This window comes from Hymenobacter lapidarius (genome assembly GCF_001816145.1).
GTDB lineage: Bacteria > Bacteroidota > Bacteroidia > Cytophagales > Hymenobacteraceae > Hymenobacter > Hymenobacter lapidarius.
In genome coordinates this window covers 1-15,628 of record NZ_MDZB01000145.1, presented here as the reverse complement: position 1 = coordinate 15,628, position 15,628 = coordinate 1, and the positions used below count along the sequence as shown (strand labels likewise).

The window sequence follows — 15,628 nt, the reverse complement described above, 5'->3', positions numbered from 1 at the left end:
GCGCTTGCCGCAGCAACTGCCGCTCCGCATCGGAAAGCCGTACTTCCATGGCACAATTTTAAGCCTTTATTCGCACTTCACTTCGCGACGAGTATAAAATCAAACCTTACCGTTCTTCTTCAACCACGCCTTTGCCTCCTTATATTGCTCCGATTTCCGTTCGGCCTTGTCTACAATCACGGCATAGTACCGTTTGGCGGCGGCTACATCTTTATCCCGAACAGCTAGGCGGGCCAGATTCATGTTGGCAAACAGATAGAAGCCGCCGGACGTGTCGCCGGTGCTTTCCGAAAAAACGATGCACCGCTGGTAGTAGTCTTTGGCTTTGGCTAAGTCGCGGTAGCGGTTTTGCATCAGGTAGCCCAGGAAGTAGCTGGCGTACCGCCCGCTGATGCCTTCGTAGCCGGGCATGCCCTTATTGATTTTATCGAGGATTTCGCGGCTTACCCGTTCGCAGTCCGCAAAGTCGCCCTGGTCGTAGGCAAGTAGGGCGTAGAAGCGCTGGAAGTAGCCGTTGTCGGGGAAGGAGGTAGCCAGCTGCCGAACCACCGGGAGGGCTTCTTCAGCGTTGTTTTCCTCGTTTTTTAGAATGCGCATGAGGTACACGCGCGCCTCCGTTGCCGTATAGAAGCCATTGTTGGCCACACTGCGCAACTGCTGCAGCCCTACCGTTTTGTTGCCTTTGGGGAAGAACAGAAGCACCGGTTTCAACAGTGGGTAGTTCTCGCCAATCCAGACGGCGTAGTAGTTGAACAGGGCCTGGCCAAATTGAAATTCCGGGCTCAAGCCGTTGGCTTCCTGGCTCTTTTTGAGAAAATTGAGGGAGCGCCGGGAACTGACGGTCGCCTTGCGCCAGTCGTGGCGCTCGCCGTGCATGCGCGCCGAGAACCCGTGGGCAGCCGATAAAAAGAAGCTGGCTTCGTAGTTGTTGTTATCGGCGTCGAACAGTTTTTGAGCCTTGGTGATGGACGTATCCATGTAGGCCAGGAAGCTCTTGTCGTACTGCGAGGACTGGAAGTTGGTCGGCACAATTTTCCACCACGTGCTCAAGCCCAACAGGAAGTAGGGCATGGGGTGGTTGGGGTAGCGCCGCCGCAGGGAACGGAACTGCTTTTCGGCCCGCTCGTACTTGAAATTGTAAATGTTGTTTACCGCGCCATCCAACTCGAGCTGAATGTCCTTGTCCAGCAGCAGCCAGCCTTTGGTGTCGATGGCCGAGGGCATCACGCCCACCGTATCAAGTTCCACCGTTTTCATCGGCGGGGGAATGCGCATTGTATCACGGGTCTGGGCTTTGCCTAGCAGCGGCATCATGAGCAGCCCCAAACAAATACAAAACAGCGAACGCAACATAGGTAGATAATCGATAGCGGGACCTGTACGCTTCCCATCCAGAAAGCGGGTAGGGTAAACGGGCCTGCTAAAGTACGGACTTTGGCCTAGCTTTGGGCGTATTCCCCTTGGCTTATGCAATTGTTGCGCTCCCTTTGCCGCATTCTGGCGCCCGCTGGCAACGAAGTTGCCCTGACGCGTTTTGTTCTCGACTACGTGCAGCGAACGCAGGCCACCTGGCGCCACCAGCCCATCGTCATCGCCGATGACCGGGTTCAGGATTGCGTGCTGCTGGTGTTTGGGCAGCCCCGCACCGCCGTTTTTGCTCACCTCGACAGCATCGGGTTCACGGTGCGCTATGGCCGGCAACTGGTACGTATTGGCGGGCCCCAGGCCGAAGCCGGCTACCGCCTGGTAGGTATAGATTCGCAAGGACAGATAGATTGTACACTAACTATTGACGAAGAAACCGGCGAATTGGGCTATGCGTTCCACCGGGAAATTGACCGGGGTACCGAGCTTACATTCTATTGCGACTTTCGCGAAACCGACACCACCGTGCAGAGCTGTTACCTCGACAACCGGCTCGGGGTCTGGAACGCGCTGCGGCTGTGCGAAACCCTTGAACACGGCGTGGTGGCTTTTTCCTGCTGGGAAGAGCACGGAGGCGGCTCGGTGGCCTATCTGGCGAAGTTTATTAACGAGACGTACGGCGTGCGCCAAGCCCTCATTTCGGACATTACCTGGGTGACGGAAGGCGTGCACGCCGGCCAGGGGGTGGCCATTTCGCTGCGCGACTCGCTCATTCCCCGCCGTGCTTACGTGGACCGCATCCGGGCAATTGCTGCCCAATCGGGCATCCCGCACCAGTTGGAAGTAGAAGGCAGCGGCGGGTCCGATGCCAAGGAGCTGCAGCACGCTGCCGCGCCCTGGGACTGGTGTTTCATTGGGGCACCCGAGGACCATGTGCATTCGCCGGATGAGTTGATTGACAAGCGGGACATTGTCAGCATGCTGGCGCTTTACCAGGTTTTGATGCAAGAATTGTAACACTGCCGTATATCTTTGGTACTCTTGCGTCTTCATTACACTTTCTTTCACTTCACCCTTTTCATCTTTTCATGACTCCATACCTTTACGCAGTGCCCTTGCTGGGCGTATTTGCGCTATTATATACCTGGCTACGGGCCGGTTGGGTGGCCAAACAAGATGCCGGCGATGAACGCATGAGAACCATTTCCGGCTACATCGCCGATGGAGCTATTGCCTTTCTCAAGGCTGAATACAAGGTGCTGGCCCTGTTTGGATTGATTGCGGGAGCCTTCCTTTTCTACCTGGGCACCACCAGCAGCAACTCCAGCCCGGTCATTGTCATTGCCTTCCTGATTGGGGCCGTGTTCTCGGCGCTGGCCGGCTTCATCGGGATGAAAATCGCCACCAAAGCCAACGTGCGGACGGCGCAAGCAGCCAAAACCAGCCTCAGCACCGCGCTGAACGTGTCGTTTTCGGGCGGCTCGGTGATGGGCATGGGCGTGGCGGGCCTGGCCGTGCTTGGCTTGGGCTCCCTGTTCATCATCTTCTATAAGATGTTTGTGCCGAGCGGCCTCGCCAATGGCGAGGAAATGGTGAAAGCCCTGGAGGTCCTCACCGGCTTTTCGCTCGGGGCCGAAAGCATTGCCCTGTTTGCCCGCGTGGGTGGCGGCATCTACACCAAAGCGGCCGACGTGGGCGCTGACCTCGTGGGCAAAGTAGAAGCCGGTATTCCGGAAGACGACCCCCGCAACCCCGCCACCATTGCCGACAACGTGGGCGACAACGTAGGCGACGTGGCCGGCATGGGCGCCGACTTGTTCGGGTCCTACGTAGCCACCATTCTGGCTACCATGGTACTAGGCCGCGAAGTGACCGTGACCAACGACCAGTTCGGCGGCCTCTCGCCGATTTTCTTGCCGATGGCCATTGCGGGCATGGGCATCGTGGCTTCGCTCATCGGCATTCTGTGCGTGCGGGTGAAGGAGGGTGGCAACGTGCAAACGGCGCTGAACACGGGCAACTACATTTCCGTCGTGATTTCGGCTGTGGCTTCCTACTTCCTCATCATGTGGATTATGCCTTCGGGCAACTTCACCATTCGCGGCTTCTCTTTCGATGCCATGGGCATTTTCTACGCCGTGATTGTGGGCCTGGTAGTGGGCACCTTGATGAGCATCATTACCGAGTACTACACCGCCATGGGCAAGCGCCCGGTGAACACTATTGTGCAGCAAAGCAGCACGGGCCACGCCACCACGGTTATCGGTGGCTTGGCCATGGGCATGGAAAGCACGGTGCTGCCCATTCTGGTGCTGGCCGCCGGCATCATTCTGAGCTACGAGGCCGCTGGCCTCTACGGCGTGGCCATTGCCGCCGCCGGTATGATGGCCACCACCGCCATGCAGCTGGCCATTGACGCCTTCGGCCCCATTGCCGACAACGCCGGTGGCATTGCCGAAATGTGCGAGCTGCCCAAGGAAGTGCGCGAGCGGACCGACATTCTGGACGCTGTGGGCAACACCACCGCTGCTACCGGCAAAGGTTTCGCTATTGCCTCGGCGGCCCTCACGTCGCTGGCGCTGTTCGCCGCCTTCATGGGCACGGCCAACATCACGTCCATCGACATCAGCAAGGCGCCGGTTCTGGCCGGCGTCTTCATTGGCGCCATGATTCCGTTCATTTTCTCTTCGCTGGCCATTGCGGCGGTGGGGCGGGCCGCCATGGCCATGGTGCAGGAAGTGCGTCGCCAGTTCCGCGAGATTCCTGGCATTATGGAAGGCACGGGCCGGCCGGAATACGAAAAATGCGTGGCCATCAGCACGCAGGCAGCCATTCGGGAGATGATTCTGCCGGGGGCCATCGCCCTGCTAACTCCTATTATAGTAGGCTTCGGCTGCCGCGGGTTGTTTTCGAACGCATCCTCGCCCGAGGTGTTGGGCGGCTTGCTGGCCGGCGTGACGGTGAGCGGTGTGCTCATGGCCATGTTCCAGAGCAACGCCGGTGGCGCCTGGGACAACGCCAAGAAGTCTTTCGAGAAAGGCGTGCTGGTGAACGGCAAAATGGAATACAAAGGCTCCGACGCCCACAAAGCGTCGGTGACGGGCGACACTGTGGGCGACCCGTTCAAAGATACCTCGGGCCGAGCATGAACATCCTCATTAAGCTGATGAGCATCGTGTCGCTGGTTATCGCGCCCCACATTGCCGAAAAAGGCGGTGAGCGCGGCATGGCCCCGGTGAAGCTGGAAAATGAGCGTACCGAAATTGCCACTCGTCCGCATGTGCGCTACGCTGAATCGTTTGCCCCAACGGCCGTCAAGGTCATTTACACCGCGTTGCGCGAGGTGAAATAGCTACTCGCGCCGCGAAACAATTTCAATTTCGTGAGCCGCATGGCAGCAGATACAAAAAGGCCGCTTCAATAGAGCGGCCTTTTTGTTTTCTGTCTCTGAATCTGGTTTTGAGTACCGAAGCTATCCATTTGATTCTAAAGCTGCTGTTGCGCAGCTGCTGGGTTGGCGCGCGTCTGCGACGCGTTGCCGACTGGTTTCGAGCCTGCGGCTCGGGTGGGTGGTTGTTACAGCCATACTGCGGCTCGTGCGCCGGCGAGCCGCAGGCTCGAAGCCAGTCGGCAACGCGTCGCAGACGCGCGCCAGCCCGACGGGTATCGTAACGCTCACAAAATCCGACAAATCCAGATGAAACGGAGTTTGGCGCCGCCAATCCGTGGTTCAGACAGTAGCTTTGTGGCTCATTCTACTCGCGTCGCATGGGTTCCTCCCACATCAGCATCCATAACAAAGCATTCAAGCCGTATTTATCGGCGGCCCAACTGGATGAGGCTGTGCGCCGCCTGGCTGCCCGCCTCAGCGCCGACTACGCCGGGCGCGAGCCGTTGTTCGTGGTGGTGCTCACGGGGGCATTTATGTTTGCCTCCGACCTGCTGAAATATATTTCCGGCCCGTGCGAAATCGTCTTTATTCGCGTGGCCTCGTATGAGGGCACGGGCAGTACGGGCACGGTGCAGGAAATCCTGGGCTTGCGCGAAGACGTACAAGACCGCCACATCATCATCGTCGAAGACATTGTGGACACGGGCACCACCATGCACCACTTGCTGCCCACGCTGCAGGCCAACGGGCCGGCATCGGTCGAAATCGCCACCCTGTTCTTCAAACCTGAGAGCCTGCAGCACGAGCTGAGCTTGCGCTACGTGGCCCTGGAAATCCCCAACGACTTCGTGGTGGGCTACGGCCTTGACTACGATGGCCTGGGCCGCAACCTGCCCGATGTGTACGTGGCGGTGTAGCACGGCCTTTGGCCCCAATTGATTATCTTGCCCAACCCACCTTACTCTTTCCCCTCGCGCAACTCTTCTCATTCATGTTGAATATCGTGCTGTTCGGCCCGCCCGGCGCCGGCAAAGGAACCCAGAGTCAAAAACTCATTGCCCAATACAACCTCGTGCACCTGAGCACCGGCGACCTGCTGCGCGCCCAGATAACGCAGGGTACCGAACTTGGCCTCACCGCCAAGAAGCTCATGGACGAAGGCCTACTAGTGCCCGACGCCGTCGTTATCGGCATGATTGGCAGCGCCCTGAAAGACAACCCCCAGGCGGGCGGCTTCATCTTCGATGGTTTCCCGCGTACCGTGGCCCAGGCCGAAAGCCTCGACCGCCTCATGACTGAGCACAACACCCACATCGGCTGCATGATAGCGCTGGAGGTGCAGGAGGAAGAACTGGTAATGCGCCTGCTGGAGCGCGGCAAAACCAGCAACCGCCCTGACGACCAGGACGAAACCAAAATCCGCCGCCGCGTAACGGTGTACAATACCGAAACCGCCCAGGTGGCCGGCTATTATGCCGCCCAGAATAAATTCCATGCCCTCAACGGCATCGGGGCCATTGACGACATCTTCGGTCAAATCTGTGGCCTAATTGACCAGCAGAAAGTCGCTGTTCCCGAAACCCCGGCGGCGGCAACGAAAGAAGTAAAAGCTTAAGAAGGGTTGAATGTTGAGTTTTAAGTGTTGAATAAACGCTTGCAAGTTGCCGGGAATGAGTCTTAGGCTCGTTTCCGGCAACTTGTTTTTATAGCTTCATTCAGGGCCCTTCCGCGTCGAAAGTCGCCACTCAACATTCAACACTCAACACTCCAAATTTCAATTCCAGTGGCTTCCAATAACTTCATCGACTACGTCAAACTCATCTGCCGCTCGGGCAAAGGCGGTGCCGGCTCGCACCACTTTTTCCGGGCCAAGGGCCTGCCCAATGGCGGCCCCGACGGCGGCGACGGCGGCCGCGGCGGCCACATCATCCTCGAAGGCAACTCGCAGCACTGGACGCTGCTGCACCTGCAATACCAGCGCCACGTGTTTGCCAAAGACGGCGAGGGCGGGGGCGAAAACCTGCGCAGCGGCGCGCAAGGGGAGGACATCGTGCTGCAAGTGCCCCTCGGCACCGTGGCCCGCGACCCGGATGGCACGCACATTCTGGAAATCACTGAGCACGGTCAGCGGCAGGTCCTCGTGCCCGGCGGGCGCGGCGGCTGGGGCAACGACCATTTCAAGAACTCCATCAACCAGGCGCCCACCTACGCCCAGCCCGGCGAGCCGGCCATCGAAGCCATCATTATCCTGGAGCTAAAGCTGCTGGCTGATGTAGGCCTGGTGGGCTTCCCCAACGCGGGCAAGAGCACGCTGCTCTCCGTGGTGTCGGCCGCCAAGCCCAAAATTGCCGATTACGCCTTCACCACCCTGGTGCCCAACTTGGGCGTGGTGGCTTACCGCGACTACAAATCCTTCGTGATGGCCGACATTCCCGGCATCATCGAGGGCGCGGCCGAGGGCAAAGGCCTGGGTACCCGCTTCCTGCGCCACATCGAGCGCAACTCCATGCTGCTCTTCATGATAAGCTGCGACAGCCCCGATATTGAAGCCGAGTACAAGGTGCTACTCGGTGAGCTGGAGCAGTTCAACCCCGACCTGCTGGACAAAAAGCGCCTACTAGCTATCACCAAGTCCGACATGATTGACGAGGAACTGGAGACCGAAATCCGCGCCACGCTCCCGGCCGATGTGCCCGCCATCTTCATTTCCAGCCTTATCAATAAGAATATCACGCCGCTGAAGGACATGATTTGGAAGGCGTTGCATGATTAGGCTTTCGGCAATTTATCGGTAAGAATGCCTTGAGTGTACGCGTTGAAACTCTTCGTACACCGACTCTGGATTTTGTTGCGTACGATAATCAAAGTGCAGAGAAAGTGCATTGTTTGAAAAATTCAGGCTAGACAAAGACGGTATAGGTGCCATCATTTTTGGTTCCGCCCATTGCTGTGCCACAATTGCTATTGGAATGCGGGATACGACAGTCCATGTTGCCCTACCTCCAGCAATAGAAGCCAAATAGTTTGATTGAAGAATGACATTGATAATTGCTGATAAGTCTGCGTCATCAGCCACTAAAATTTCCCGGTGATGAGGGGCATCAGCGTCGTCGCCCATTGCAACACTTTCGCGAGTGAGAAGAATTTTCATAATGCGCTAAAGCTTCCGGTTTAATTCTATTTCAGCAAGGTAGGAGCTGATTCGCACTCAAATGTCTCGTGCCACTATGGCAGCCGTCTGCCCTTTGGCCCACTCCTTGCGCCCGCACCGTGACTAACCGGCTAACCCCGTGAAAAACCCCTTCCGACGAATATTTCCGCACATGGCTAACGAGCATAACCTCCCCCAGGACGACAACCTGACCGCCGACCCCACCCACGTAGCTGGCGAAATGGCCGATGGCGAGAGCACCGACCCGGACATGACCGCCACTGGCGCGCCGCAGCCCGAAGCCTCCCGCACCGATGCCGAGCTGGCCGAAGTCAAAGACAGGTACCTGCGCCTGGCTGCCGAGTTTGAGAACTATAAGCGCCGCACCAGCAAGGAGCGTGTTGAGTTGTTTAAAACCGCCAACCAGGAGTTGATGACGGTGCTGCTGCCCGTGCTCGACGACCTCGAGCGTGCCCGCAACGCTACCGCCACCACCGACGATGCCGGGGCCGTGCGCGACGCCATTGATATTATTCAGAACAAGCTGAACAAAACGCTGCAACAAAAGGGTTTGACTGCCATGGAAGCCAAGGGTGGCGACTTCGATGCCGAGCTGCACGAGGCCATTACTCAGATTCCCGCGCCCAGCGACGACCTGAAGGGGAAAATCGTGGACGTGGTGGAGCAGGGCTACTACCTGGGCGACAAGGTAATTCGGCACGCCAAGGTGGTGCTGGGCCAGTAACTTTAGGGTTTAGATTTAGAACAATAATAAAAGACGGTCATTCAAAGAAGCACGTCATGCTGAGCGCAGCCGAAGCATCTCGCGTGCTGTTGCTAATCCTTACGGTTGGATTGCTACCACACGCGAGATGCTTCGGCTGCGCTCAGCATGACGTGCTCTTTTAGATGTTCAGAATAACACCATTCAGATGGCTACGAAGCGCGATTATTACGAAATATTAGGCATTGCCAAGAATGCGGCGGGCGACGAAATCAAGTCGGCCTACCGCAAGATGGCCATCAAGTTCCACCCCGACAAAAACCCCGACGACCCCACGGCCGAGGACAAGTTTAAGGAAGCGGCCGAGGCGTATGAGGTGCTAAGCAACGCCGACAAGCGCGCGCGCTACGACCGCTACGGCCACCAGGGCATGGGCAATGGCGGCGGCGGCGGACCCCAGAACATGGAGGATATCTTCTCGCAGTTCGGCGATATTTTCGGCGGCGGCGGGGGCTTCGATGGCTTCTTCGGGGGCGGACGCCAGGGCGGCGGCCGGCGTCAGAAGAAGGGCTCGAACCTGCGCATCAAGCTGAAACTCGATTTGGAGGAAATCGCCAACGGCGTGGAGAAGAAAATCAAAGTGAAGCGCTACGTGGCCTGTACGCCGTGCAGCGGCACCGGCGCCAAAAACGGCACCGACCTCAAAACCTGCGCCACCTGCCAGGGCCAGGGCCAGACCAAGCGCGTGGTGAACACCATGTTGGGCCAGATGGTGAGCAGCAGCACCTGCCCCACCTGCAACGGCGAGGGCAAAACCATTGTGAGCACCTGCGACGTGTGCAAAGGCGAAGGCCGCCAGCTGCACGAAGAGGTGATTCCCATCAACATCCCCGCCGGCGTGGCCAACGACATGCAGCTGAGCATGAACGGCAAAGGCAATTTCCCGGAGCGCGGCGGCGTGCCCGGCGACCTGCTCATTCAGATTGAGGAGGAGCCGCACGAATTCCTGAAGCGCGACGGCAACAACATCATGTTCGAGCAGTACATCTCGTTTGTGGATGCGGCGCTGGGCGCGAGCCTGGAGGTGCCCACCATCGAGGGCAAGGTGAAAATAAAGGTGGACCCTGGCACCCAGCCTGGCAAAATCCTGCGCCTGCGCGGTAAGGGCATCAAGGACCTGAACGGCTACGGCCGCGGCGACCAGCTCATTCACCTCAATGTGTGGACGCCCAAGCACGTGAGCAACCAGGAGCGCGAGCTGCTGGAACAGCTGCGCGACTCGGACAACTTCACGCCGCACCCCGGCAAGAACGAGAAGGGCTTCTTCGAAAAAGTGAAGGAGTATTTCGCGTAGCGTCTTGACTGAATAGTTTTGAAAAGCCCCGTTTGGCCACTGGCCGGATGGGGCTTTTTGTTTGACTGGTAAGCCAAGCGGTAAAAGCTGGTCGCGCTCAAATAAATTCGCTGGCCTCTGTAATGCCGCATGGCGGGCTGCGATTAACTTCCCGAAACCGCTTCTGAGAATGTCTGCCGCCACGCCATCTGCTGATTTTGTAGCTGCACTGAACGAGTACCAGCCGTTGCTGCGCCGCGTGGCCCGGCTGTACTGCCAGGATGCCGACGACCGCCAGGACCTGTTCCAGGAAATGGTGCTGCAGCTGTGGCGGGCGTGGCCGCGCTACGTGCCGCAGCCCGGCGCCAAGCTCAGCACCTGGCTCTACCGCATTGCCCTGAACGTGGCCATCTCCAACCTGCGCCAGCGCACCCGCCGCCCCGCACCGGGCGGGCTGGATGCCGAGGCCCTGGCCGTGGCCCTGGCCCCGGAGCCCGGCCCTGATGCCGAGGACCGGGCGGCGCTCTACCGGGCCATCGACCAGTTGTCGGAAGTCGACAAGGCCTTCATTCTGCTCTACCTCGAAGACCGGCCCTATGATGAGATGGCCGACATCCTCGGCATTACCCAAAACAATGTGCGCGTGAAAATGCACCGCGTGCAGGAAAAGCTGCGGCAGCTATTACCGCTCGTAACCCGCTAATATTCTTTGTTATGCAGCTCGAAGATTTGCGCCAAAGCTGGCTGAACTCACCCGAGGAGGCAGCGCCAATTAATCCGTCCCAATTGGATAAGCTCCTGGCCAGCCGGCCGGGAGTGGTGGAAAAAATGCGTCGCAGCGCCCGCTGGGAAACAGCCTTCACCGCCTTTTTGGTGTTGGTTTCGCCCTTCGCCCTATTCATAGCAGAGACGCTCATATTCCGGATATACGGCGTGATAATGACAGTAATGGGCCTGGGCCTGCTGTACTATTACTACCGAATGCTGGGGATGCTAAGCCGCATGCTGGTGGTGGAAGGCAATGTGCGTGGCCACCTGCAGCAGCTGGCGGCGGGGCTGCGGGCGCTACTGCGCTTCTATTATCGGCTCACGCTGGCCCTCGGCCCGGCGCTGATGATATTTAATCTGGGCTATTTTGTAGGGATGGAATTGGCGCGGCCGGGTCCGTTTCGATGGAAGTTCCTGCTCATCATGAGTGGGGTGCTGCTTGGGTGTGGCGTACTGGTGCAAGTGCTGGCCGTGTACGGCACCCGCTGGTACCTGCAGCGCCTCTACGGCCAGCACCTCGACCGCCTCGAAGCCAACCTGGCCGAGCTGGAAGAGGTCGCCAATTAAACATTCAAGTATTCCCGACTAGCTGGATATCTCTACATTTACACACCAACTAACCTCTTTTTCTGTGAAACCCATTCTTGAAGCCATCGACGTGCGCAAGGCGTACGCGGCCCACGTTGCCTTGAGCGGCGTGAGCCTCGCCATCCCGGAAGGCAGTATTTTCGGGTTGCTGGGCCCCAACGGCGCCGGCAAAACCTCGCTCATCCGCATCATCACCCAGATTACGGGTGCTGATGAGGGGGAAATCCGCTTCCGCGGCGAGCGGCTCCGGCCCGAGCATGCGGCCCAAATCGGGTACCTGCCCGAGGAGCGCGGCCTCTACAAGAAGATGAAAGTGGGCGAGCAGCTGCTGTACCTTGCCCAGCTGCGCGGCCTGACCAAGCCCGACGCCACCCAGCGCATCAAGCAGTGGATAGCGCGGTTCGAGCTGAAAGACTGGGTGAACAAGAACGTGGAGGACCTGAGCAAGGGCATGCAGCAGAAGGTGCAGTTCATTGCCACGGTGATGCACCAGCCCAGCCTGATTATCCTCGACGAGCCGTTTTCGGGCTTCGACCCCATTAACGCCAACCTGATTAAGGACGAGATTCTGGAGCTGCGCAAGCAGGGCGCCACCATCATCTTTTCCACGCACCGCATGGAATCGGTGGAGGAACTGTGCGACAACATTGCCCTCATTAACCGTTCGCGCAAGGTGCTCGACGGCCCTGTGGGCCTGATTCGGGACCAGTTCAAGACCAACACCTACGCCGTGGAAGGCAAGGGCAAGCTCATTGTGGTGCACCCCGACTTTGAAGTGGTGGAACAGACGGAGCGCGAAAACGGCCACTTCTACGCCCGCGTGCAGCTGCACGCCGGCGTGCGGCCCAACGACCTGCTGCGCTACCTCATTGCCAACGTGGAGATAGAATCTTTCCGCGAGCAGATTCCGAGCATCAACGAAATCTTCATTCGGCGCGTGCGCGAAACCATGCCGGAGTCGCTGGTGGAAGAAACCGTTTAACGTCGTTTGTCATGCTGACGCAGGAAGTATCTTATCACGGCTCCTGACGTCAGCAATACTAATTCCAGCAGCTGCAGGCGTGATAAGGTCCTTCGCTGTGCTCAGGATGACAAAAACTAATATCCCATCATGGCTTCCAAATTCTTACTTGTCGCCCAACGCGAATACCTGACCCGTGTTCGCAAAAAAGCCTTTATTGTGCTAACCCTAGCCGTGCCCCTGCTGCTGGCCGCCTTTGGTTTTGTTATTGTAAAAGTGGCCAGCTCCGACAACGATACCACCGACGTGGTGGAGGTGCGCGACGACAGCGGCCTCAACCTGACCGGCCGCCTGGCCAACTCGTCGCAGCTGCTTTTCATGCCCGCCACCGGCACGCTGGCCGAAGCCAAGAAGGGCTTCCAGAAGGCCAAGCACGACGGCCTGCTCTACCTGCCCGCCGGCCTCGACGTGGACAACCCCGTGGGCGTGCAGTTTTATGGAAAAGGCAACATCAGTTTGAAAAAGCAGGTGGCCGTGCAGGGCGCCCTGAACAAAGCTTTTTCGGAGCTGAAAATGCAGAAATCCGGCCTTTCGCAGGAGCAACTCGACCGGCTGCGCTCGAAAGTGGAGCTGCAAACCATCAGCCTGGACGAGACCGGCAAGGAGGCCAACAGCAACGCATTGGCCACGTCGGCCATCTCCTACGTGCTGGCCATTCTCATTTACTTCTTCATTTTCATTTATGGCGTGCAGATTATGCGCGGGGTGGGGGAGGAGAAGTCGAGCCGCATCATGGAAGTGATGCTGTCGTCGGTGAAGCCGTTTGATTTGATGATGGGCAAAATCGTGGGCATTGCCGCTGTGGGACTCACGCAGTTTCTGCTGTGGGGCCTGCTGTCGGCGGGAGTGTCGTCGGTCGTTATACCCTTCCTGACGGGCAAAGACAAGCCCAAAACCGAAATGGCCGCCACTACGGCCGCGCCGGGAGCCGCCACGACCGCGGCCAACGGCGAACCCCAAACCGCCGAAGGCAAACTCGACCAGGGCATAAGCCAGCAGGCCGCCGACATGAACCCGGCCGCCAAGGTGCTGGGCACCTTGAGCAACCTGCCGCTCGGCACCATTCTATTTGGTTTCATCGCCTATTTCTTGGGCGGCTACCTGCTGTATGGCGCCCTGTTCGGCGCCGTAGGAGCCGCCGTGGACGACCAGACCGATACCCAGCAGTTCATGTTCCCCATCACCTTGCCGCTCATTCTGAGTTACGTGGTAGGCCTGTCCGTCATCCTGCGCAACCCTGACGGTCCGGTGGCTTTCTGGATGTCGATGATACCCTTCACTTCGCCCATTGCCATGGTTATTCGGCTGCCGTTTGGGGTGCCCATGTGGCAGCTGGCTTTGTCCATCGCGCTGCTCATTCTCGGCTTTATCGGCACGGTGTGGGTGGCGGCCCGCATCTACCGCGTGGGCGTGCTCATGTACGGCAAGAAGGTGACGTACAAGGAATTGGGCAAGTGGATGTTTTATAAGGGCTAATCAAGTAACTGGAAGTGCAATAGAACGTCATGCGGAGCGCAGTCGAAGCATCTTTCCCGCGCAGTATAATCCAACCGAAAGGAATTACACTGCGCGGGAAAGATGCTTCGACTGCGCTCCGTATTACGTTCTTTGTTGTTGTTCAAGTTTTCCGGCTTCTTGCTTCGCCCATGCGCTTTATACATTTTGCCAGCCTGTTTCTGCTGTTGTCCAGCTTCGCCTTTGTTGGCGACCGGCCCGCGTACCGTCTCTTCACCGCCGCCGGCCAACCCGCCGACTACGACCAGATGCTGGCCGAGTTGGCGCAGGCCGATGTCGTGCTCTTTGGGGAGCAGCACAACGACGCCCTCACGCATTGGCTGGAACTGCAGGTAGCCAAGGACCTGCAAAAGCTGAAAAAGCCCGGCCAGCTGGTGCTGGGCATGGAAATGTTTGAGCGCGATGTGCAGCCACTGGTGGCCCAGTATGCCGCTGGCACGCTGGCTGATACCGTCTTCGCGCGCCAGGCCCGCCCGTGGCCCAACTACGACACCGACTACCACCCGCTGGTGCTGTTTGCGCGCGAAAGTAAAGTTCCGGTCATCGGCACCAACGCCCCGCGCCCGTTTGCGCAGGCCGTGGCCCGCGGCAGCCTCAAGGCCCTCGACAAACTGCCTGCCGCCGACCGCGCCCTGCTGGCTCCACTGCCGCTGAAGGTGGATTATGAGTTGCCCGGCTACAAAAAGATGGCCGCCATGTTCGGCGGCGACAGCAAAGCCCACGGCGGCGGTGCCCAAAATATCATTCAGGCGCAAGCCCTGAAGGACGCCACCATGGCCCATTTCATCCGCACCAGCCGGCAGGACGGCCAAACCCTGCTGCACTTCAACGGCAGCTTCCACTCCGACAACCACGACGGTATCGGGGCCTACCTGCGCCAATATGCTCCCAAGCTGCGCGTGCGCACCCTGAGCGTAGTCACGCAGGAGCAGCTGCAGCAGCTGGATAAGGACCAGCTGAACGTGGCCGACTTTGTAATCGTAGTGCCGGTAGACGCGAGCAAAACGTATTAACGGTAAGCCCGTTTTTCTTCCCTGACCATGATTTCGACCCAGGACTACCGTGTGCTGCCCGACGCAGCTGCCCTAAAAACCATCAGCAAAGCGCTGGCCGTGCTCGATGCCATCAATTCGCCGGACCTGGAATACCGCTACTACACCTACAATGCGGTGTGGGGCGAAAGCGAAGAAGTGCTGGAAATGAGCGACGGCGAGGGCGACCAGATGCTCATCCTGTTCCGCCCGGAAGGCTGCGTGATAAACGGCTACCTCGATGGCTACGAGCAACCTGACAAAGCTCAGGTAACGCGCGGCCTGCCCGCGAGTTTCGACGATTTTATCTTCGGTGAGCCAGTCAGTTCCATCGAGACCACCTTCTGCCTGTGGTACACGCCCGCGCATGGCTGGCAAACCGGCATCATAGAAATCGAGGACGACGGCTCTGAGGAGCTGCTTTTCATACTCGACGGCAACCCCGACACCTACGCCGAATGGGCCAATGAGTACTACGGCGAGGACACTGACCGCTCGCCGATGGACGTGGCCGCCGTTGCCAAAATTTACCAGGGTGAAACCCTGACCAGAGCCATCGTGCTGGGCATAGTGGATGAAATGGAAAACTGGCTGCAACTGGAGGAAGACGTGCAGGCCATCGGCTACCCCTACGATTTTAGCTCGCTGTAAGCAATGGTTCTTATGAAATCTGCCTAATAACTCGGCACAATGGCGCAGAGACGCATAAATAACCCAAGTTGCGGATTATAGTCCAACTTG

Annotated in this window: 14 protein-coding genes and 1 pseudogene; 13 read left to right on the top strand and 2 right to left on the bottom strand. The window is 58.5% G+C overall.

Annotated elements, in window-relative coordinates:
- Nucleotides 1–99 precede the first annotated feature (99 nt).
- Nucleotides 100–1,314 carry a tetratricopeptide repeat protein gene (locus BEN47_RS17125; RefSeq protein ID WP_239691649.1) on the bottom strand — a complete coding sequence of 405 codons (1,215 nt, stop codon included), beginning with the start codon at nt 1,312–1,314 and terminating at the stop codon, nt 100–102.
- A 153-nt stretch (nt 1,315–1,467) separates the two neighbouring features.
- On the opposite strand from BEN47_RS17125, the gene BEN47_RS17120 reads away from it, so the two are divergent.
- The 5 genes and pseudogenes from BEN47_RS17120 to obgE all read left to right on the top strand — a co-directional run bounded on the left by BEN47_RS17120 (nt 1,468) and on the right by obgE (nt 7,529).
- Nucleotides 1,468–2,382, top strand: a complete 915-nt coding sequence (locus BEN47_RS17120) for a M20/M25/M40 family metallo-hydrolase (protein ID WP_070730069.1) — start codon at nt 1,468–1,470, stop codon at nt 2,380–2,382.
- 71 nt (nt 2,383–2,453) lie between these two features.
- Nucleotides 2,454–4,717: pseudogene (locus BEN47_RS17115) on the top strand (sodium-translocating pyrophosphatase).
- A gap of 416 nt (nt 4,718–5,133) precedes the next feature.
- Nucleotides 5,134–5,673: a hypoxanthine phosphoribosyltransferase gene (gene hpt / locus BEN47_RS17110; RefSeq protein WP_070730066.1), complete on the top strand. Its 540-nt coding sequence runs from the start codon at nt 5,134–5,136 to the stop codon at nt 5,671–5,673.
- A gap of 74 nt (nt 5,674–5,747) precedes the next feature.
- The gene (locus tag BEN47_RS17105) at nt 5,748–6,371 is read left to right on the top strand and encodes an adenylate kinase (protein WP_070730064.1); all 624 of its coding nucleotides are present in this window, start codon (nt 5,748–5,750) and stop codon (nt 6,369–6,371) included.
- A gap of 168 nt (nt 6,372–6,539) precedes the next feature.
- Nucleotides 6,540–7,529 (top strand): GTPase ObgE, encoded by a 990-nt coding sequence (obgE, locus tag BEN47_RS17100; RefSeq protein WP_070730063.1) that lies wholly within the window; start codon nt 6,540–6,542, stop codon nt 7,527–7,529.
- A gap of 12 nt (nt 7,530–7,541) precedes the next feature.
- Here obgE and BEN47_RS21100 read toward each other — a convergent pair whose 3' ends face one another.
- A complete protein-coding gene (locus tag BEN47_RS21100; RefSeq protein WP_125921743.1) occupies nt 7,542–7,907 on the bottom strand; it encodes a hypothetical protein in 366 nt (121 codons plus the stop codon).
- 172 nt (nt 7,908–8,079) lie between these two features.
- Between BEN47_RS21100 and BEN47_RS17095 the strand changes: the two genes are divergently transcribed.
- The 8 genes from BEN47_RS17095 to BEN47_RS17060 all read left to right on the top strand — a co-directional run bounded on the left by BEN47_RS17095 (nt 8,080) and on the right by BEN47_RS17060 (nt 15,538).
- On the top strand, nt 8,080–8,652 hold the full coding sequence (locus BEN47_RS17095; protein WP_070730061.1) for a nucleotide exchange factor GrpE: 573 nt from the start codon (nt 8,080–8,082) through the stop codon (nt 8,650–8,652).
- A gap of 187 nt (nt 8,653–8,839) precedes the next feature.
- The gene (gene dnaJ, locus BEN47_RS17090; protein WP_070730058.1) at nt 8,840–9,985 is read left to right on the top strand and encodes a molecular chaperone DnaJ; all 1,146 of its coding nucleotides are present in this window, start codon (nt 8,840–8,842) and stop codon (nt 9,983–9,985) included.
- Nucleotides 9,986–10,154: 169 nt separating this feature from the next.
- Nucleotides 10,155–10,667: an RNA polymerase sigma factor gene (locus BEN47_RS17085; protein ID WP_070730056.1), complete on the top strand. Its 513-nt coding sequence runs from the start codon at nt 10,155–10,157 to the stop codon at nt 10,665–10,667.
- Nucleotides 10,668–10,678: 11 nt separating this feature from the next.
- The gene (locus BEN47_RS17080; protein WP_070730054.1) at nt 10,679–11,299 is read left to right on the top strand and encodes a hypothetical protein; all 621 of its coding nucleotides are present in this window, start codon (nt 10,679–10,681) and stop codon (nt 11,297–11,299) included.
- A 64-nt stretch (nt 11,300–11,363) separates the two neighbouring features.
- Nucleotides 11,364–12,302, top strand: a complete 939-nt coding sequence (locus BEN47_RS17075; RefSeq protein WP_070730052.1) for an ABC transporter ATP-binding protein — start codon at nt 11,364–11,366, stop codon at nt 12,300–12,302.
- 129 nt (nt 12,303–12,431) lie between these two features.
- Nucleotides 12,432–13,817, top strand: a complete 1,386-nt coding sequence (locus tag BEN47_RS17070) for an ABC transporter permease (protein ID WP_070730051.1) — start codon at nt 12,432–12,434, stop codon at nt 13,815–13,817.
- Nucleotides 13,818–13,987: 170 nt separating this feature from the next.
- Nucleotides 13,988–14,869 carry a ChaN family lipoprotein gene (locus BEN47_RS17065; RefSeq protein ID WP_070730048.1) on the top strand — a complete coding sequence of 294 codons (882 nt, stop codon included), beginning with the start codon at nt 13,988–13,990 and terminating at the stop codon, nt 14,867–14,869.
- A 27-nt stretch (nt 14,870–14,896) separates the two neighbouring features.
- Nucleotides 14,897–15,538, top strand: coding sequence for a hypothetical protein (locus tag BEN47_RS17060; RefSeq protein WP_070730046.1), 642 nt, complete (start codon nt 14,897–14,899; stop codon nt 15,536–15,538).
- Nucleotides 15,539–15,628: the final 90 nt, after the last annotated feature.